Source organism: Flavobacterium sp. SLB02 (assembly GCF_009664855.1).
GTDB lineage: Bacteria > Bacteroidota > Bacteroidia > Flavobacteriales > Flavobacteriaceae > Flavobacterium.
This window is the reverse complement of sequence record NZ_CP045928.1, coordinates 2,040,687-2,059,207: the sequence shown is the minus strand read 5'-3', so window position 1 is coordinate 2,059,207 and position 18,521 is coordinate 2,040,687. Positions and strand designations below refer to the sequence as shown.

Below are 18,521 nucleotides of genomic sequence, written 5' to 3'. Positions count from 1 at the left end.
ATTTTAAATACAACTAAATGCCACATTTAAGACTCGCCCTAATTTTATTATTTATTATCCTAAACACTATAACTGTTCTTGCACAAGAAAAACCTTTTAATGTTGTAAATATCACTCCTGACGGAACTAAATACATCAAATTTGGAATGAATCTTCAGGTTTGGGGAAGATATTCAGAATTGAATCCTAATAGCAAAATTGGAACTACAGAAGTCAATGACGCCTATGATATTGTAATTAGACGTCTGCGCCTGCAAGCCATGGGAATGCTTACGGATAATATCTTTTTCCATCTTCAATTGGGTCAGAATAATATCAATTTTACCCAGAATAATGGACCTTCAAATGCACCGCTTTCTGTAATGGATGCTTTAGGAGAATATCATTTTAGCGAAAAACTTCATATTGGTGGTGGATTAACCGCTTGGGGAGCAGGAACAACCCGTTATTCGGCAAATAGTTCTTCTTCGCAACTTACTTTAGATACGCCAATGTATCAGCAATTTGCCAATACATCATCAACTTTTGGAAATCGAAACTTAAGTATTTATGCAAAAGGATATTTAGGAAAATTTAATTACCGTGCAGCAATTACAAATCCGTATCGAAATTCAAGCAATAATCTTGGATTAAATTCTACCGTAAGTACTGAAACGCCAAGAGCACAATATTCCGGAATTCTAACGTATTCTTTCCTGGATAAGGAATCACTTGAAGACGCGTATCATAAAGGAACTTATTTGGGAACAAAAAAGGTTTTCAATATAGCATTAGGCTATATGACGCAAGCCAAAGCGATGTGGCATTTAACACCGGATGCAACTGTAGCTTATGATGATATGAAAGTTTTAGGATTTGATGTTTTTTATGATAGTTCAATTAACACTAAAGGAGCTGCACTAACAGCTTACGCGGCTTTTAATAATAATGATTACGGTAAAAACTATATTCAGTCTGTAAATACGCCAAATCCTGCAATTGGAGATAATACGTTAATTAATGGTTCTGGTGCCGGATTTATTGGCGTTGGTACAGGAAATATTTATTATGCTCAATTAGGATATCTTTTTGGCAAATCAGATAATGAAGCTAAAAAAGGTCGTTTTCAGCCTTACGCAGCAACACAAATTGCCGATTTAAAAGCTTTAGACACACCAATGACGATGTATGAATTGGGTGTCAATTATTATACAACTGGAACTTTAGGCCCAAAGTTTAGTTTAAATTACCAAAACAGAGCTGTTTACGACCAAACACTTATTGGTGCATACAAACAAAGCGATCGTTTAGGAATGGTAGTTTTACAATGCCAGGTTTCATTCTAAAAAAAGCTTAAAAATTTCAATAAAAAACTCCATTTGCAACGCAAATGGAGTTTTTTTATATAGTAAAATCTAAAATCTACTTCCCTTTTCTACGTTTGCGTTCTGCTTTAATCATAGACAATTCGCGACTTGTTTGCCCAGCTACCGAAGTATTTTCTTCAGCACGACGAATCAAGTACGGCATAACATCTTTTACAGGTCCAAATGGTAGATACTTCGCTACATTATAACCGTTTTCGGCAAGGTTGTAACTAATATTGTCACTCATTCCGTACAATTGTCCAAACCAGATTTTATTATCGTTTTTGGTAATTCCTTTTTCCTGCATCATTTCCATCAATTTATAAGAACTCAATTCGTTGTGAGTTCCTGCAAAAATTGACATTATTTCTAAATGCTCTAGCATATAATGTACAGCAGCATCATAATTAATATCTGTAGCTTCTTTAGAAACACAAATAGGCGAAACATAATTTTTCTCTTCCGCGCGTTTGTTTTCTTTTTCCATATAAGCACCACGAACCAGCTTCATTCCGATAAAGAAACCTTCTTTTTTGGCAACTTCATGCAGCTTTTTCAGGTAATCCAAACGATCCCAACGGTACATTTGCAACGTGTTGAATACTATGGTTTTTTCTTTGTTGTATTTGCGCATCATTTCGGTAACCAAATCATCAGCAGCATCCTGCATCCAGCTTTCCTCACCATCAATTAATAATGCCACATCTTTTTTATGCGCTTCACTGCATATTTTGTCAAAACGGGCTACTACTCTATTCCACTCTTCTTGTTCAGCCGGATTTAAAGTTTGTTTCTCACCCAGTTTCTCATACAATTCAAAACGTCCTAAACCAGTTGGTTTAAATACAGCAAACGGAATTGCAAGGCGTTCTTTGGCAAAATCAACTGTTCTTAAAGTCATTTCTAATGCCGCATCAAACTGCTCTTCCTCTTCTTTTCCTTCAACAGAATAATCCAATACAGACGAAACACCTTTGGTAAACATTTTGTCTACTACACTAAGGCAGTCATTCTCGTTTATACCACCACAAAAGTGGTCAAAAACAGTTGCACGAATTAATCCTTCTACCGGAAGATTTGCTTTTATAGCAAAATTGGTAACAGCAGTTCCTATTCTTACCAAGGGCTGGCTGTCGATCATTTTAAAAAGAAAATAAGCTCTGTCAAGTTCTGTATCGCTTTTTAACGAAAATGCAACTTGAGTGTTATCGAATATTTTTTCCATTAAGGTCAGTTTTTTGTGCAAATATAGATAGAGTTTTGAATATTATTTACTAAAACATAGCATAATTTTGAATATTGATAACAAAATTATGTCATAACCTAATTTATTAAGTAAGAGTTTACTTTATTATGAAATATTGGTTTTAAAAAATTAGAAACAAATAACCTAAACCTTAATTAGAATCATTCATTTTAAAACAAATTAGAACAAAACTTTGAATATTATTTAGTTAAAAATGCCTTATTTTGCGCTTTCAATTAACTACAGAAATATGCAATCTATTCAAGCTAATAATTATCTCGTACATTTTAACCAAAATGCTTACGAAGTCCTAAATAACCATTTAAAAGAAAATAAATACTCTAATTTGTTTATTATAGTTGATAATGAAACAAATGAGTATTGTTTACCAAAATTTTTGCCTTTACTTGAAACTGATTTAACAATAGAAATTATTGAATTTGAATCGGGTGAAATCAATAAAAATATCGAAACCTGTATTGAAATCTGGAAAGTACTTACAGAACTTGGCGCCGATAGAAAATCGCTTGTCATTAATCTTGGTGGCGGCGTTGTAACTGATTTAGGAGGATTTGTAGCTTCAACGTTCAAACGCGGAGTAGATTTTATAAACATCCCAACTACCCTATTATCTATGGTTGACGCTTCTGTAGGAGGAAAAACCGGAGTAGATTTAGGGAATCTTAAAAACCAAATTGGTGTAATCAATGTACCTCAAATGGTATTAATTGACACTCAGTATCTTGAAACTTTACCACAAAGCGAAATGCGTTCAGGATTGGCCGAAATGCTAAAACATGGCCTTATATATGATGCAGCATACTGGAAACAATTTTTAGATTTAAAAGCCATTGATTTCGCTGATTTTGATGAATTAATCTATCGTTCTGTAGAAATTAAGAATGATATTGTAATTCAGGATCCAACAGAAAAAAATATTCGTAAAGCATTGAATTTTGGTCACACATTAGGTCATGCTATAGAAAGTTATTTTTTAGAAAGTGAATCCAAAAAAACATTGCTACACGGTGAAGCCATTGCAATTGGAATGATTTTGGAAAGTTACATCTCTTTGCATAAAAACTTAATCACGGCAGAAGAATATGCCGAAATTAAAACGGCGATTAAAAGCATTTATGACGATGTTGTAATAGAAGAAAATGACATCGATCCGATCCTTGAATTGCTGATTCACGACAAAAAAAATGAATACGGTTTGATTCAATTTGCCTTAATTGAAGGAATCGGAAAAATAAAAATTAATCAATCCGTTGAAAATAAATTGATTCTAGACGCGTTTCAAGATTATAAATCTTAAACTTTTTTTAATAAAAAGCTTTGCTTTAGGTATATATTATTTTTTACATTTGCCACGATGAAAACAAACAATAAACAAAGACAATTCAGTTCTTATAGAAACCGACTCAATAGTTCCTTACTAAGGATGTTGAACCGTTTTTATAATAGTAAAAGTCCGCTTTGTTTTGATGTTTTTCAATGTTCAAAAGCAGAACACGAAAAACTGCAAATTGTATTTGCGAATATTAGGGTTTGAATTTTAGATTTAGCACAGTTTACTAAATTAAAAAATCACAATTCTAAATATCGAAAAATAAATGAATACAAAATATTCTGATCTAATTAATCAAACTTACTATTTTCCACAAACGGAATTTAAATTAAACAAAGACAACTTACAATTTCACAATATTGATTTGATGAAATTGGTTGAACAATACGGTACACCATTAAAATTTACTTATTTACCACAGATTTCTGAAAACATCAACAAGGCAAAAGCCTGGTTCAGAAAATCGATGGAAAAAAACAAATACGAAGCAAAATACTACTATTGTTATTGCACGAAAAGCTCTCATTTTGAATATATTATGAATGAGGCATTCAAGAATAACATTCACATCGAAACATCATCAGCTTTTGATGTTAATATTGTAGAGAATTTGCTTGAAAATGGTAAAATCAACAAAAGTACTTATGTCATTTGTAATGGTTTTAAAAGAGACGAATACATCAGTAATATTGCACGATTAATCAATAACGGACATAAAAATACTATTCCGATTATTGATAATTATGAAGAACTGGATTTGTTGCAGGCTGAAATTAAGGGGAAATTCAAAATTGGAATTCGTATTGCAGCTGAGGAAGAGCCTAAATTTGAGTTTTATACATCAAGATTAGGTATTGGATACAAAAACATAGTTTCGTTCTATAAAAAACAAATTCAGGAAAATGATAAATTAGAGCTTAAAATGCTTCACTTTTTTATCAATACCGGGATAAACGATACGTCATATTACTGGAATGAGTTGGTAAAATGTATCAAAGTATACATTGCACTTAAAAAGGAATGCCCTACTCTTGATGGCTTGAACATTGGAGGTGGTTTTCCAATTAAAAATTCATTGGCTTTCGAATATGATTACCAATACATGATTGATGAAATTATCAATCAGATCAAAATAGCATGCGATGAAGCCGAAGTTGATGTTCCTAATATTTTTACTGAATTTGGATCATTTACTGTAGGTGAAAGCGGTGGCGCTATCTATCAGATTTTGTATCAAAAACAACAAAATGATAGAGAAAAATGGAATATGATCGATTCGTCTTTCATTACTACTTTGCCGGATACTTGGGCTATAAACAAACGTTTTATCATGCTGGCGGTGAACCGTTGGAATGATACTTACGAACGGGTTTTATTAGGAGGTTTGACTTGTGATAGTGACGATTATTACAACTCAGAGCAAAATATGAACGCTATTTATTTGCCTAAATACAACAAAGAAAAGCCATTATATATTGGTTTCTTTAATACTGGTGCATATCAGGAAACCATTGGAGGTTACGGAGGTTTACACCACTGTTTGATTCCGCAGCCTAAACATATTTTAATAGATCGCGACGAAAACGGCATTTTAGCCACTGAAGTTTTCTCAGAACAGCAAACTTCTGACGATGTATTGAAGATTTTAGGTTATACTAAAAAAGTATAAAAAAAAACCTGTAAATTAAATGTTAATATCTATAAAATTATTAATTTGCAGTACCATCTAAAAGGTTAAACTTTTAATTCAAAAAAAAACAAAAAAAACAAAAACAAAATGAAAGGACCAATCAGTCAGTTTATTGAAAAACATTATTTACACTTTAACTCTGCTTCCTTAGTTGATGCTGCAAAAGCATACGAACAACAATTGGCAAATGGTGCAAAAATGATGGTAAGTATGGCTGGCGCTATGAGTACAGCAGAAATTGGTAAAATTTTTGCCGAAATAATTAGACAAGATAAAGTACAGATTATTTCATGTACTGGAGCCAATCTAGAAGAAGATATCATGAATTTAGTAGCACACTCTCACTACGAAAGAGTGCCTAACTACCGTGATTTAACACCAGAAGACGAATGGGCTTTACTTGAAAGAGGATTAAACCGTGTTACAGATACTTGTATCCCGGAACATGAAGCATTTCGTCGTTTACAAAAACACATTTATAAAATCTGGAAAGATGCTGATGACAAAGGAGAACGTTATTTTCCGCATGAATTCATGTATAAAATGTTGTTATCTGGCGTTTTAGAAGAATATTACGAAATAGATTTAAAAGATAGCTGGATGTATGCAGCTGCAGAGAAAAACTTACCTATTATTGTACCAGGTTGGGAAGATAGTACGATGGGGAACATCTTTGCTTCATACGTGATCAAAGGAGACTTAAAAGCTTCTACCATGAAATCAGGAATCGAATACATGACATTCCTTGCTGATTGGTATCCAAAAAATAGCACGAACGGAATTGGATTCTTCCAAATTGGTGGTGGTATTGCAGGAGATTTTCCTATTTGCGTGGTGCCAATGTTGTACCAGGATATGGAAATGCATGATATTCCGTTTTGGAGTTATTTCTGTCAAATTTCAGATTCAACAACAAGTTACGGATCATATTCAGGAGCAGTTCCAAACGAGAAAATCACTTGGGGTAAATTAGATATTAAAACTCCAAAATTTATTATTGAGTCGGATGCTACAATTGTTGCTCCGTTAATTTTTGCTTACTTATTAGATTTATAGGATATTTATGAAAAGAGTTATAGTAGACTACGCTAAACTTACCAACGAAATTTTGAACCTTTTGGTAGAAAAATTTCCTGATGGTTATGATGATTCGGATGTAATCCGTTTTAGAAATGCTAAAAACGAATTGATCGAAGCTGTTGAAGTTCGTACTGAAGACACTATTTATTTAGTAAAAATTAGTACTAAACTTGCTGACAGAATCGAGAATTACGATGAAGACGATGATATCGACGTAGATGTTGATGTAATCGAACCGGTAAAAGGTCTTGATCTTGATGAAGATATTGATGATGACGATGACGATGATGCAATAGACAAACCAGATACTGACGGCGGAGATGATGATGACGATGAGGATAAAGATCCAGATGATATTGCTGACGAAGATGATGAAGACGACGAAGATTAATTCTTATCTTTCAAAATAAACTAAAGGAACTCTATTCGGGTTCCTTTTTTTATTAATTGCGCAAAATCATATTTTTTAAATATAAGAAAAATACTACATTTAAACTTTTTATTATATTTAATGATCAGTAAATATCAGCCCTATGAATTCAGAAATTTTACACGCCAAACTAAAAGAAAATTTCGGTTTTGAAAAATTCAGACCCAATCAGGAAACTATCATTAATACGATACTTTCAGGTCAGGATACTTTAGCAATAATGCCTACTGGTGGAGGAAAATCGATATGTTTTCAATTACCGGCATTGGTTTTACCAGGAATTACGATTGTTATATCTCCTTTAATTGCCCTGATGAAAGATCAGGTAGACAGTTTAAAAACCAACGGAATCAATGCTTGTTATATCAATAGCAGTCAATCAAGCGAGGAGCAGCAATTTTATATCGATAATTTAAAATCGAACAAATTCAAACTCGTTTATATTGCACCGGAAAGTCTGTCTTATCTGGATGTTGTGTTTAATGAATTGACAGTCAGTTTAATAGCGATTGATGAAGCGCATTGTATTTCCTCATGGGGACACGATTTTCGTCCGGCTTATACTAATTTAGGGTATTTAAAAAGCCGCTTCCCTTCTACTCCTGTTCTGGCTTTGACTGCAACTGCTGATAAAGCAACCCGAACAGATATTACAAAACAACTAAATTTAAGGAACCCAAAAACTTTTGTAGCTTCTTTTGATCGAAAAAATTTAAGTCTCGAAGTTCGCCCTGCACTAGATCGTGTAAAGCAAATCATTGATTTTGTAGAAAATAAACCCAATGAATCCGGAATTGTTTACTGCCTAAGCCGAAAAACTACCGAAGAACTTGCATTAAAACTACAAAAAAACGGTGTTAAAGCAAAAGCATATCACGCCGGTTTAGAAAATAAACTTCGAGCGAAAACGCAAGACGAGTTTATAAACGACGATTGCCAGGTGGTTTGTGCTACCATTGCATTTGGAATGGGAATTGATAAATCGAATGTTCGTTGGGTAATTCATTATAATTTACCTAAAAATATCGAAGGCTATTATCAGGAAATTGGTCGTGCCGGTCGTGACGGATTACCTGCCGAAACTGTTTTGTTCGAAAGTTATGCTGATGTAATTCAGCTTCAGAAATTTGCATCAGAAGGATTGAACTCAGATGTTCAGCTGGCAAAACTGGAAAGAATGAAACAATATGCCGATGCTTTGAGCTGTAGAAGAAAAATTCTGCTTTCCTACTTTGGTGAACTCGTAAAAGAGAATTGCGGTAACTGCGATATTTGCAAAGATCCTCCAACTTTTTTCGATGGTACGATTCTCGCGCAAAAAGCATTGTCGGCTATTAGCCGTTTACAGGAATCTGAGCCTTTGGCGGTAATTGTAGATTTTCTGCGCGGCTCGAGAAACGCGTATATCTACGAAAAAAATTATCAAAGCTTAAAAACGTACGGAATTGGCGCTGACATTTCATGGTACGACTGGAATCAGTATTTAATTCAGTTGATCAATTTAGGATATTGTGAAATTGCCTTTCATCAGCATAATAAAATCCTACTGACTCCTTTTGCGAAAAAAGTTTTATTCGAAGGTGAAAAAGTAAAACTAAATACGGTCGTTAAAAAAGTAATTGATAAAAACGAAATCAAGGAAACAAAAACCAAAGCAGCAAAAAGTTCTCTTTTTGAAATACTTCGAAAATTACGTTATGAAATTGCTAAAGATGAAGAAGTTCCGGCTTATGTTATTTTTAGTGATGCGGCGTTAAGACATATGGAAACTTTTCGTCCTATGAGTGACGAAGAATTTCTGGCAATTGATGGTGTTGGTAAAGTAAAACTGGAAAAATACGGTCGGGAATTTATAGATGCGATTGTGTATTATGAAAATGCAAAAAAAACAATTGCAAAAGCTAAAAAAGAAGGTAACACCTATAAAACAACCTTAGAGATGTTCAAAAGTGGTGATACAGTTGAAGAAATTGCAGGAAAAAGAAACCTCGGACAAACGACGATTGTTTCACATTTAGCAAAATTATACGTCGACGGTAATGATATCGATTTAAGTCAGTTTGTTTCTGATGATGAAGTAAAATTGCTTCACAAAGCACAAGTAGAACTAGAATACCCAACAGCTCTACGATCTTATTATGATTATTTTGAAGAAAAAATGTCGTATGATAAAATTAGATTTGGATTAGCTATTGTCGAGAGGAATAAGTAATGTCATTGCGAGGAACGAAGCAATGTCACTAAAAAATTCGACAAAGATTAGTTAATGCAGATTTTCAGGAGCTAATCCCGCTATGCATTCCAATCTTTTGTGGCGAACACCGCCACAGAAGGATTTTTACTTCTATCGGAGCTAGGGCAATTGTTTTCATAATAATGTTTTCGTCTAGTTGTCATCCCGAGGAACGAGGGATCTACATAAGTAGCTCGACAAAGATTGGTAATTTTGCTTGCGGAGTTTCTTGCGTAGATCCCTCGTTCCTCGGGATGACAAACTGAAGCCTCCATACTTAAAAAACAAAAAAAAATCCTGTGAAGTTGATTCACAGGATTTTTTTATATCAATAATCTAAGATCTATAAATACCTTTCCTCAAAAACTTTCTGATGGTGTTTTTGGTGTCCGATAATCACAAAACCCAAAGCACCTGCAGAAATTTGATGGTTTGAAGCCGTTCCAACTCTTTTAAGTTGCTCTTCAGATAAACTTTTGTAAAACAATAAAGTTGAATGTCTTAGCGCGGAAAGCTCAGTTAGTAATTCCTGAATACTTCTTTTGCCTGCAGCGGTATTGTCAACATAATCGTTTTCTTCAAATCCTGGTAATGCGGTTTTATCATTTCTTGAAAAACGCAAAGCACGATAAGCAAAAATACGCTCGCAATCAATCAAATGCTGAATGATATCCTTAATCGTCCACTTACCTTCGGCATAGCGATAGTCAAATTTATCTAATGGAATATTTTGAACAAATCGAATAAAATCATGAAGAGAAATTTCTAATTCCTCGATCAGATTAATTTCTCCGGCTTCGCGGACATAATTCGCAAAAGGACCTGAATATTCTGTTTCCAATAACTGATTTGAATTCATATTTATATTTTTTTTGCAGTTCTTTCAATCAAATTTATGCAGAGTTTCTACTTGCATTAGTATTTCCGAAAAGTGATCTCGTCACGATTTTTTCATATACTTTTACCAACTCTTCATCAATCTCATTTTCTTTGTTCAGTTCGTTAATTCTTAACAAAGCATATTGTTGTATTGTTAACAATGGCAATACAATACGCTCTCTTACCTGAATCGATGCTATACCATCAGGATAGTTTTCCATAAGCGTTTTATGTCCTGCAATTTTAAGTAATAAACGTTTTGTTTCCTGGAATTCATCGTAAATAATTTGCCAGAATTCACCAAATTCAGGATCATTTCTCATGTAAGCTGTTAACGGCAAAAATGATTTAGCCAACGACATCATACTGTTTTCAAGCAATGTTTTAAAGAATAAAGAATTATGATACAAATCATGTACTTTATCCCATTGTCCTGATTCTTCAAAATGTTTTAACGCTGATCCTACTCCAAAAAATCCAGGTACATTTTGTTTCAATTGACTCCATGAACCTACAAAAGGAATCGCTCTTAAATCAGCAAAATCTAATGATTCAGATTTACTTCTTTTAGATGGACGGCTTCCGATATTAGTTTTTGAGTAATATTTTAACGTACTCATTTTCTCTAAATACGGAATGAATTTTGGATGGTTTTTAAAGCTTAGGTACTTCTCATAACCTAAATCAGCCAATTGCGTTAAAATTTGAGTTTCATCTGCACTCAATTCGTTTTTCTCTTTACTAAATACCTGATTGGTTACACCGGCAGTCAATAAATTCTCGATATTATAACGACAAGAATCCAAAGTTCCAAAATTAGAACTAATCGTTTGTCCCTGAACCGTAATCTGAATTTCATTATTTTCGATCTTTGGCCCTAAAGAAGCATAAAATTTATGTGTTTTTCCACCGCCACGAGCTGGAGGTCCACCGCGTCCGTCAAAGAAAATCGCTTTAATGCCGTATTTTCTGGATATTTCGGTTAAAGCAATTTTTGCCTGATAAATACTCCAGTTTGCCATTAGGTAACCACCATCTTTAGTTCCGTCAGAGAAACCTAACATAATTGTTTGCTTGTTGCCTCTTTCCTGCAAATGTTTTGAATATTCAGGATTGGTATACAATTGCTCCATAATATGGTGCGCATTTTGCAAATCATCAACAGATTCAAAAAGCGGAATAATATCTACAGTTGGATTTTCCCAATTGTTCAATCTGATCATAGCAAAAGTCTCCATTACATTCAATGCGCTTTCGTTATTACTAATGATATAACGATTAGCACCAAACTCACCATTAGCTTTTTGAATTGTTTTAATTGCCTGAACGGATTCTAAAGTAGATCTGGTGATTTCATTTTCGAAATCAGCCGGATTTAATTCTCCCTTCACTTTAGATAAAACAATTAATTTTTCACTTTCAGATAATTCAAAGTAATTTGATGGAAATATCGGAGAACCAGAATTTAAATAATGATTTACTACATCTTTAAATACGGCATCATGAATCTTACTATTCTGACGAATATCTAAAGTAGCAAAATGGAAACCGAAAAGATTAATTTTTACCAAAAATGCTTCCAGATCATCTAAATAAAGAGATTGGTGTTTTTCGATAATGATATCACGAATAAGATTTAATTGTGTCAATAATTCATCTAAAGTGATGTAAATTTCTCCTTTAGAATAAAAAACAGAACGATAAAGTTTATGTTCAAGTTCGGACACCAAAGTATCTACTCCTGAGAAAGTTAACTTGCGTTTTAAGTTTCTCATTTCGATATAATAACACTTTAAAATTGAAGTACGTAAACGTTCAGCAACTTTCAAAGTAATCTCAGTAGTAACGAAAGGATTTCCGTCACGATCTCCTCCTGGCCAGAATCCTAACTTTATTAATTGATTCTGAATAGCATTTCCCTGAAGAATGTTCTTTTGTAAATAATGAACAATTTCGCCTGAAGTAGCGTAAAAAACATTCTCTAAATACCAGATCAAACTAACTGCTTCATCGTAAGGATTTGGTTTTTCGTTCTGAATAAAAGGTGTTTTTCCTAATTGCGCTAGTAATTCTTTTATTTTTAATAAATCATTCAAACGAATAGCTTCGGTCAAATCGTTTATAATTCCCAGAACCGGTCCCGGGTAAAATTGCGTTGGATGCGCTGTTAGAACTGTTCTGACATTAAAATTTTCTAAGAATTCGATCAATTCATCGTCTTTCTCTTTAGCGTCTGATTTCTCTTTAATATCACGCAAAGATCCGCGGCCTTCCATATTATTAACTTCCGGAAAAGCAGCATCTTCAATGGCATCAAACAATACAATCTGACGTTCTGTATACTGGATAAATCGAAACATTAAATCGATCTTATCTGTCTCAGTTGCATTGTTTAAATATCGATTAGAGAAGAAATCGAATATTTCTTTTGGTGTTTCTTGTTTTTTAAATCCCGTTTCGCATGTCTCTGTAAATAAAGGAAGTAGCGCTCCTGTATTATCAATAGAATCAAAAGGCAATGTTATAAATACACTATTGTAAATGTGGTATTTTGAAAGAACATCTTGATTAAAGCGTTCAATTTTTGGTAACGTGTACATAATCTATTGTAGTTGTGGTTAATTAGTCATAAAAAAACCCCAAGAATAAACTTGAGGTTATATTTTAATATAGCATTCAAGAAAAAATTACATATTTTTAAAAATAGTATGCATCAAACGCTTCTTATCGTTGATACTTTCTTCTAATGAAATCATAGTTTCTGTTCTGTAAACACCATCGATATCATCTATCATAAAGATAACCTCTTTTGCGTGCTTAGTATCTTTTGCTCTAATTTTGCAAAAGATATTGAATTTTCCTGTCGTTACAGAAGCTACTGTTACGAACGGAATTTGATTGATTCGCTCTAATACAAATTTAGTTTGAGACGTATTATTAAGGAACACACCAACGTATGCAATAAATGAATACCCTAATTTATCGTAATCCAAAGCCAATGAAGAACCCATTATTATTCCTGCGTCTTCCATTTTCTTAACCCTAACGTGCACTGTACCAGCAGATATCAATAGTTTTTTTGCAATGTCAGTAAACGGAACTCTCGTATTGTCTATTAACATATCTAAAATCTGGTGATCTACTTCATCTAAACGAAATTTACTCATAATTCTTTAATTAATATTACTAATTGCTATTACAAAGTATAAAAATATATATAAAAAACAACAAATTCACATAAAAATTAACTTTTTATCAATCCGTTAACAAATTTAACATTTTTATTTAAATAAAAATCTGCTTTTTGATTCGATTTCGGAAAACCACTAAAGTCATCAGAATAAATTGCGCCTTTTGCATCGTATTCATAATGTCCAAAATAATTTTCCAATTCGCCCGTTTCAACTATGTAAGCGTTAAAATGAATCTTATTTTCAATCAATTCTTCTTTGTATTGTGCGACAAAATTCGTAATAATTTCGATACCATCATAATTTATTTTGATATTTTTATACATAAAATCATAAAAAACGACTTTATTTTGTGAAATATTCAAATAATCATTAATTCTGTTATCAACTAAATCGTTTTCGCTAATGAGTTTAAAACTTGAAAAAAGTGAGAAAAATATGAGTTTTCGAGTGATTTCGCGGTCATAATCATGAGGAAAATGACCTGCTTCGAATAAAATTGTTGGTACTCCTAAAAACTGAAACGTATCCCCTATACAGTTGATATTAAATGAATCATCAAATCGGCCCACCTGTCCCGGGATGTGCTTTTGTAATACATCATTGATTCCGGCAATCACATTAATAGCTTTTAAACGGTTTTCATTTACTTCTCTTTCTTCATTATAAGAAGGTGCTAAAAATGAAACGGTTGCAGGTTTTCCAGTATCTCCTGCACCAAATATAGTACGCTGATCATGCAGATTAAAGCAGTAATGAGGTTTAAAGGTCTTAAAAACTTCTCTTAACACCCTGCTTTCAGGTTGAGTAAGGTTTTGTGAATCCCTGTTTAAGTCAATTTTATTGGCATTTTCCCTTGTATAAAGCCTTGCGCCGTCTGGATTTAAAATAGGAATGCAGTAAAAGGTAAAGGTATTAAGTATTTTCTCTGCAATCTCAGATCCGCTGTTTAAGACATTAATAAAGTCAAACAAGGCTTTTGTGGTCGTGCTTTCGTTTCCGTGCATTTGTGACCAAAGGTAAATACGCGTTTCTCCGGTTCCAATTTGATAACTATATATAGGTTCGTCTAAAACCGATCTTCCAATTATTTGTACTTGATTATTAGTATTTAGTTTATCTAATATGGGTTTAATATGATCTAATGTTAGATAACGACCTTCTATTGTTTTCTCTTTGTATTGGCTAAATAATTCTTCTAAATTCATTGTCTTTTGATTAGTTTACAAAAGTAAACATCTTTATTTTTACAATTGTAAACAGTTAAAAATAAAGATAATTTATAATTGTAAACAAGATTTTAAAGATTATTAATCATTTAGTATACACAGGAGTTGACAAATGTTATAATTTTAATCAAACAACATCAAATAACTTGTAATTAGTTACTTATGTACTATTAGTTAAAGTTATAATTAATACATTATACCTTACTTTTGATAATTTACAACTGTAAAATTGCTTTATTAGATTCTTTTAGTTACATTTGTAAACAACGGTTTTAAAAACAATAATTTACAATGGTAAACATCGATGATTTTGTAAAACGTCTTGAAATAATACTTGACTATTATGCCTTAAATGCCTCTTCGTTTGCTGATAAAATTGGCGTACAGCGTTCTAGTATGTCTCACCTACTTTCTGGCAGAAACAAACCAAGCTTGGATTTTGTGATGAAGATTATGGAAGTTTTTCCTGATGTTGACCTGTATTGGATTTTGAACGGAAAAGGAAGTTTTCCTAAAAACAATGAAGAAGTTGTAGAAACGACAAAAAATCCTGCTCCTATTTCTTCAAATGAAAATATAAGTGGCGGAGATTTATTTTCGGCTATTCAATATAAAGAAGCTGAAAAAACCGAAATAAGAATTTCTCCAGAAATTAAAAATCAAAATTTAAGTTCTCAAGAGAGTGAAATGGAGAAAATTGTTATTTTTTATAAAAACGGAACCTTCAAGGCCTATAATCCGTAGATCGAAAAAATCGCATATTTCAAAAAAAATGAAAATATTTTTCGTTTAAACGATTCTCACGTAACTTAAAAAACATCGAAAATTTGCAACTGAAAGCCATTCTCAGGAATTTTACCTACGACTCCTTTATAATGTTTTTTTAAAATCATAAGATCTGCTTCGTAATTTCCTGTTGGATAAAATGGTTTTGCAAAGCTCACTTCTTTCTTTCCCCAGTCAAAAGCAACCGGGACAATAGGTGCATTTGCTTTAATTGCAATATAATAAAATCCGCTTCTGATTTCTTTTACTTCTTTACGGGTTCCTTCGGGCGCAACAGCCAGACGAAAAACTTCTTTTCTGTCAAAAATAGCCGCAATCGAATCTACTTTATTCAATCCTCCCGAACGATCCAGAGGTTCTCCTCCTGCGCTTCTAAAATAATATCCAAACGGAAACTTAAATAATTCCTTCTTTCCGACCCAGTTCATTTCCAGTCCTGAAATGCCACGGGTAAATATTCCTAAATAAAAATCATGATTACTTGTATGGGGCATCACCATCATCACACATTTTTTCACTTCCGCATTTTCAATTCCTACTATTTTCCAGCCCATTAGCTTAAAAAAGATGAATTTATACAACTGTTTTTTCATTAAAATTTATTTTGTGTTGCAAAATAAAAGATTTAAATGGTAAATTTGAGTAAAAGCATTTAAAAATGATTCAAAAATTATTCAGTTATATCATTCCAATAAAAATATTCAAGAAAAAATCAGAAAGAAGTAAAATTATCGAAGTTACATGGGCCAATGGTGAGCTGGTTCTGGATTCTGAAAATACCAATTATTCATACGGAAGTTTACAACGCATATTAAGATACGGTCTTAGAAACATAGGTTACAATGCCATTCTTAAAATGGATCACATTCTTTTATTAGGAGTTGCCGGCGGGAGCGTCATTAAAACCCTTGTAGACGAAATTGAATATAAAGGCAAAATTACAGGTGTCGAAATTGATTCAGAAATTATTCAGATTGCCAATCAGTACTTCAGCCTTGATCAGATAAAACAACTGGAAATTGTAATTGATGATGCTTTCGAATTTGTTTTAAAAACAAAAAACAAATATGATCTCATTATTATTGATATTTTTGAAGATATAAAAATGCCCAACTTTTTGTTTGAAAGTTTTTTTAGCGAACGCATTTGCTCTCTTTTAAAAAATCATGGATTTGTACTCTTTAATACCATGATTTTAGATGAAGCTCATAATGTTCGTAATAGAAAATATATTTCAGAAATAAACTCAGAATTTTTTACTTCAAAAATGCTGCCCCGCATAGAAGTACATAACGAATTAATAATTATCGAAAAAGTCGTCTAAAAATTAAATTTTATGAAACCTCTTGTCTCCATATTAAAAGCCTTACCACCTACTAAAGTAATTGACTCTAATATTCACCTTTCAAAATACATTCCGTTAGATCTATCTGTAACGAATCACGAATTGATGGAGAAAAAACCTGGGAATGCAACTGAATTTGAAACATTTATATTTAATTACTTAGAAAAAAATAATGCCGAAGTCGCCTATGGCGGTTATATAGAAGGTCGTACCTTGTACCAACGAAGTACGATTTTCAAAAATGATTCTATTCCGGAACGCAATATTCATATTGGTCTCGATTTATGGACAAAAGCAGGTACTGCGGTTTTGGCACCGCTTAGCGGAAAAGTGCACAGCTTTAAAAACAATATTGGTTTGGGAGATTATGGCCCGACCATTATTTTGGAACACATCGTCGAAAATGAAAAATTTTATACTTTATTCGGACATTTATCGTTAGAAAGTATAGAAAACCTTAGTGTTGGGACATTTTTTAATAAAGGTCAAAAAATTGGAACCCTTGGAGATTCAAGTGTAAACGGCGATTATGCGCCTCATGTACACTTTCAGATCATAAAAAATATCGAAGAGTATAACGGAGATTATCCGGGAGTTTGCAATACAAATGATTTGAATTTTTATATAGAAAATTGTCCTGACCCCAACTTATTATTAAAAATTACTTAAATAGTTATGAAGAAAGCAGGATTGATTATATGTTTGTTGTTGTTAATTGGGTGTAAATCGAAAACCGTTAGCAGAGATACTGAAGATTTAAAGATTAAGAAAATTTCTGGTTCAGAAATCAATGCCAATCAACAACAAAAAGCTTACGAGTTAGGAAAACGAGTTTTAGAAACTTGTAATACATCAAAGTTTAAACCTTTTAATGACACAGAAGTTACGACCTCGGTTAGAGAAAACACAACCGAAGAGCGTTTAACAAAAACCTGTCAGAGATTTAGACAGTATTACGGAAGCTTTATAGATTTAAAACTAGATGGCGTTTACAAAACAAAACAAGAAGTAGTTTACCGCTATCACGCCTTATACACAAAGAAAGTAGCCAATAAAGAATTGCGCGTTTTTGTAAATGAAGACAATTTGGTTTCTGCCATAAAATCAATGGATTGGGATGAAAAATTTGATTCTAAACTAACTGAACAATAAAATACAATTATGAATTTAAAACTGCCTTTTTTTTTATTACTGTTGATTTCGACATTTGCAAACGCTCAGGAAACTATGAGCATAAAAGGTTCTAAACCTTATCCAGCAACAGAAAATTATACTTTCATTTGCGAAAAATATGTTTACACGGGCGAAGCAAATGTTCAGATTGCAAAGACAGAAAAAGGAGGCGTTTTAAAAATAACCATTAAGACTGCTAACGATAAAACCCGAATTTCCGGTGGTTTATATGTTGATTTAGCAAATGCAGATGTCATTCCCTGCGTTGATAAAAAAGTAAATGAAAGTGCTGAAGGCACAACATCATCCTATTATTATTTCACTCCGTCAGAAATGATAAAATTGAAAAAAAATGACATCAAAGGAATTCGCTTTATAGTTACCGGAAACTCAAATGCCTTTGGCGACCAAACGGGATATTTTACAGCCTCTAATAAAAAGGATTATTTTTCTACAGCCTTCGATAAATCTAAAAAATCATTTGACACTGCCGCAGCAATTAGTGCTTTATAAATAAATTATTTAATCTAATAAATCTTATA

Annotated in this window: 17 protein-coding genes; 11 read left to right on the top strand and 6 right to left on the bottom strand. The window is 32.8% G+C overall.

Features of this window, described 5'->3' with window-relative positions; genetic code table 11:
• The first annotated feature begins 17 nt into the window (after positions 1-17).
• Entirely contained in the window at positions 18-1,325 is a 1,308-nt protein-coding gene (locus tag GIY83_RS07870; protein WP_208686181.1) for a hypothetical protein, read from the top strand.
• A 76-nt stretch (positions 1,326-1,401) separates the two neighbouring features.
• Here GIY83_RS07870 and GIY83_RS07865 read toward each other — a convergent pair whose 3' ends face one another.
• Positions 1,402-2,571: a proline dehydrogenase family protein gene (locus tag GIY83_RS07865; RefSeq protein ID WP_208686179.1), complete on the bottom strand. Its 1,170-nt coding sequence runs from the start codon at positions 2,569-2,571 to the stop codon at positions 1,402-1,404.
• 271 nt (positions 2,572-2,842) lie between these two features.
• Here GIY83_RS07865 and aroB point away from each other — a divergent pair, with 271 nt between their 5' ends.
• The 5 genes from aroB to recQ all read left to right on the top strand — a co-directional run bounded on the left by aroB (position 2,843) and on the right by recQ (position 9,355).
• On the top strand, positions 2,843-3,910 hold the full coding sequence (aroB, locus tag GIY83_RS07860) for a 3-dehydroquinate synthase (protein WP_208686177.1): 1,068 nt from the start codon (positions 2,843-2,845) through the stop codon (positions 3,908-3,910).
• A gap of 298 nt (positions 3,911-4,208) precedes the next feature.
• Positions 4,209-5,612, top strand: a complete 1,404-nt coding sequence (locus GIY83_RS07855) for an arginine decarboxylase (protein ID WP_194618242.1) — start codon at positions 4,209-4,211, stop codon at positions 5,610-5,612.
• Positions 5,613-5,720: 108 nt separating this feature from the next.
• The gene (locus GIY83_RS07850) at positions 5,721-6,689 is read left to right on the top strand and encodes a deoxyhypusine synthase family protein (protein WP_007811609.1); all 969 of its coding nucleotides are present in this window, start codon (positions 5,721-5,723) and stop codon (positions 6,687-6,689) included.
• Between the two features lie 7 nt (positions 6,690-6,696).
• Positions 6,697-7,104, top strand: coding sequence for a DNA primase (locus GIY83_RS07845; RefSeq protein ID WP_208686175.1), 408 nt, complete (start codon positions 6,697-6,699; stop codon positions 7,102-7,104).
• A gap of 142 nt (positions 7,105-7,246) precedes the next feature.
• Positions 7,247-9,355 carry a DNA helicase RecQ gene (gene recQ, locus GIY83_RS07840; protein ID WP_208686173.1) on the top strand — a complete coding sequence of 703 codons (2,109 nt, stop codon included), beginning with the start codon at positions 7,247-7,249 and terminating at the stop codon, positions 9,353-9,355.
• A gap of 364 nt (positions 9,356-9,719) precedes the next feature.
• Here the strand turns inward: recQ and GIY83_RS07835 are convergent, their stop codons facing one another.
• The 4 genes from GIY83_RS07835 to GIY83_RS07820 form a co-directional block, all read right to left on the bottom strand.
• Entirely contained in the window at positions 9,720-10,235 is a 516-nt protein-coding gene (locus GIY83_RS07835) for a DinB family protein (RefSeq protein WP_194618239.1), read from the bottom strand.
• A 34-nt stretch (positions 10,236-10,269) separates the two neighbouring features.
• Entirely contained in the window at positions 10,270-12,855 is a 2,586-nt protein-coding gene (locus tag GIY83_RS07830; protein WP_194618238.1) for a phosphoenolpyruvate carboxylase, read from the bottom strand.
• A gap of 87 nt (positions 12,856-12,942) precedes the next feature.
• Positions 12,943-13,422: an Lrp/AsnC family transcriptional regulator gene (locus GIY83_RS07825; protein ID WP_008468989.1), complete on the bottom strand. Its 480-nt coding sequence runs from the start codon at positions 13,420-13,422 to the stop codon at positions 12,943-12,945.
• Positions 13,423-13,499: 77 nt separating this feature from the next.
• Entirely contained in the window at positions 13,500-14,654 is a 1,155-nt protein-coding gene (locus GIY83_RS07820; RefSeq protein WP_208686172.1) for a M14 metallopeptidase family protein, read from the bottom strand.
• Positions 14,655-14,966: 312 nt separating this feature from the next.
• Here GIY83_RS07820 and GIY83_RS07815 point away from each other — a divergent pair, with 312 nt between their 5' ends.
• Complete coding sequence (locus GIY83_RS07815; RefSeq protein WP_194618236.1) at positions 14,967-15,419, top strand: helix-turn-helix domain-containing protein; 453 nt, start codon at positions 14,967-14,969, stop codon at positions 15,417-15,419.
• A gap of 65 nt (positions 15,420-15,484) precedes the next feature.
• On the opposite strand, the gene GIY83_RS07810 is transcribed toward GIY83_RS07815, so the two are convergent.
• Positions 15,485-16,054 carry a 1-acyl-sn-glycerol-3-phosphate acyltransferase gene (locus GIY83_RS07810; RefSeq protein ID WP_208686170.1) on the bottom strand — a complete coding sequence of 190 codons (570 nt, stop codon included), beginning with the start codon at positions 16,052-16,054 and terminating at the stop codon, positions 15,485-15,487.
• Positions 16,055-16,119: 65 nt separating this feature from the next.
• Here GIY83_RS07810 and GIY83_RS07805 point away from each other — a divergent pair, with 65 nt between their 5' ends.
• From GIY83_RS07805 to GIY83_RS07790, 4 genes are read left to right on the top strand one after another with little or no spacing between them, the layout of a single operon-like run.
• Positions 16,120-16,785 carry a spermidine synthase gene (locus tag GIY83_RS07805; RefSeq protein WP_208686167.1) on the top strand — a complete coding sequence of 222 codons (666 nt, stop codon included), beginning with the start codon at positions 16,120-16,122 and terminating at the stop codon, positions 16,783-16,785.
• Between the two features lie 12 nt (positions 16,786-16,797).
• Positions 16,798-17,475 carry a peptidoglycan DD-metalloendopeptidase family protein gene (locus tag GIY83_RS07800; protein ID WP_208686165.1) on the top strand — a complete coding sequence of 226 codons (678 nt, stop codon included), beginning with the start codon at positions 16,798-16,800 and terminating at the stop codon, positions 17,473-17,475.
• A gap of 6 nt (positions 17,476-17,481) precedes the next feature.
• Complete coding sequence (locus tag GIY83_RS07795) at positions 17,482-17,958, top strand: hypothetical protein (protein ID WP_208686163.1); 477 nt, start codon at positions 17,482-17,484, stop codon at positions 17,956-17,958.
• Positions 17,959-17,967: 9 nt separating this feature from the next.
• Positions 17,968-18,492, top strand: a complete 525-nt coding sequence (locus GIY83_RS07790) for a hypothetical protein (RefSeq protein WP_208686161.1) — start codon at positions 17,968-17,970, stop codon at positions 18,490-18,492.
• Positions 18,493-18,521 lie beyond the last annotated feature (29 nt).

Bases quoted from the DNA above. Each gene is read 5' to 3' on its own strand.
- GIY83_RS07810 (WP_208686170.1), bottom strand. From the start codon at position 16,054: ATGAAAAAACAGTTGTATAAATTCATCTTTTTTAAGCTAATGGGCTGG.
- GIY83_RS07865 (WP_208686179.1), bottom strand. From the start codon at position 2,571: ATGGAAAAAATATTCGATAACACTCAAGTTGCATTTTCGTTAAAAAGC.
- GIY83_RS07805 (WP_208686167.1), top strand. From the start codon at position 16,120: ATGATTCAAAAATTATTCAGTTATATCATTCCAATAAAAATATTCAAG.
- GIY83_RS07855 (WP_194618242.1), top strand. From the start codon at position 4,209: ATGAATACAAAATATTCTGATCTAATTAATCAAACTTACTATTTTCCA.
- GIY83_RS07830 (WP_194618238.1), bottom strand. From the start codon at position 12,855: ATGTACACGTTACCAAAAATTGAACGCTTTAATCAAGATGTTCTTTCA.
- GIY83_RS07850 (WP_007811609.1), top strand. From the start codon at position 5,721: ATGAAAGGACCAATCAGTCAGTTTATTGAAAAACATTATTTACACTTT.
- GIY83_RS07870 (WP_208686181.1), top strand. From the start codon at position 18: ATGCCACATTTAAGACTCGCCCTAATTTTATTATTTATTATCCTAAAC.
- GIY83_RS07820 (WP_208686172.1), bottom strand. From the start codon at position 14,654: ATGAATTTAGAAGAATTATTTAGCCAATACAAAGAGAAAACAATAGAA.
- GIY83_RS07815 (WP_194618236.1), top strand. From the start codon at position 14,967: ATGGTAAACATCGATGATTTTGTAAAACGTCTTGAAATAATACTTGAC.
- GIY83_RS07795 (WP_208686163.1), top strand. From the start codon at position 17,482: ATGAAGAAAGCAGGATTGATTATATGTTTGTTGTTGTTAATTGGGTGT.
- GIY83_RS07835 (WP_194618239.1), bottom strand. From the start codon at position 10,235: ATGAATTCAAATCAGTTATTGGAAACAGAATATTCAGGTCCTTTTGCG.
- aroB (WP_208686177.1), top strand. From the start codon at position 2,843: ATGCAATCTATTCAAGCTAATAATTATCTCGTACATTTTAACCAAAAT.
- GIY83_RS07825 (WP_008468989.1), bottom strand. From the start codon at position 13,422: ATGAGTAAATTTCGTTTAGATGAAGTAGATCACCAGATTTTAGATATG.
- GIY83_RS07800 (WP_208686165.1), top strand. From the start codon at position 16,798: ATGAAACCTCTTGTCTCCATATTAAAAGCCTTACCACCTACTAAAGTA.
- recQ (WP_208686173.1), top strand. From the start codon at position 7,247: ATGAATTCAGAAATTTTACACGCCAAACTAAAAGAAAATTTCGGTTTT.
- GIY83_RS07845 (WP_208686175.1), top strand. From the start codon at position 6,697: ATGAAAAGAGTTATAGTAGACTACGCTAAACTTACCAACGAAATTTTG.
- GIY83_RS07790 (WP_208686161.1), top strand. From the start codon at position 17,968: ATGAATTTAAAACTGCCTTTTTTTTTATTACTGTTGATTTCGACATTT.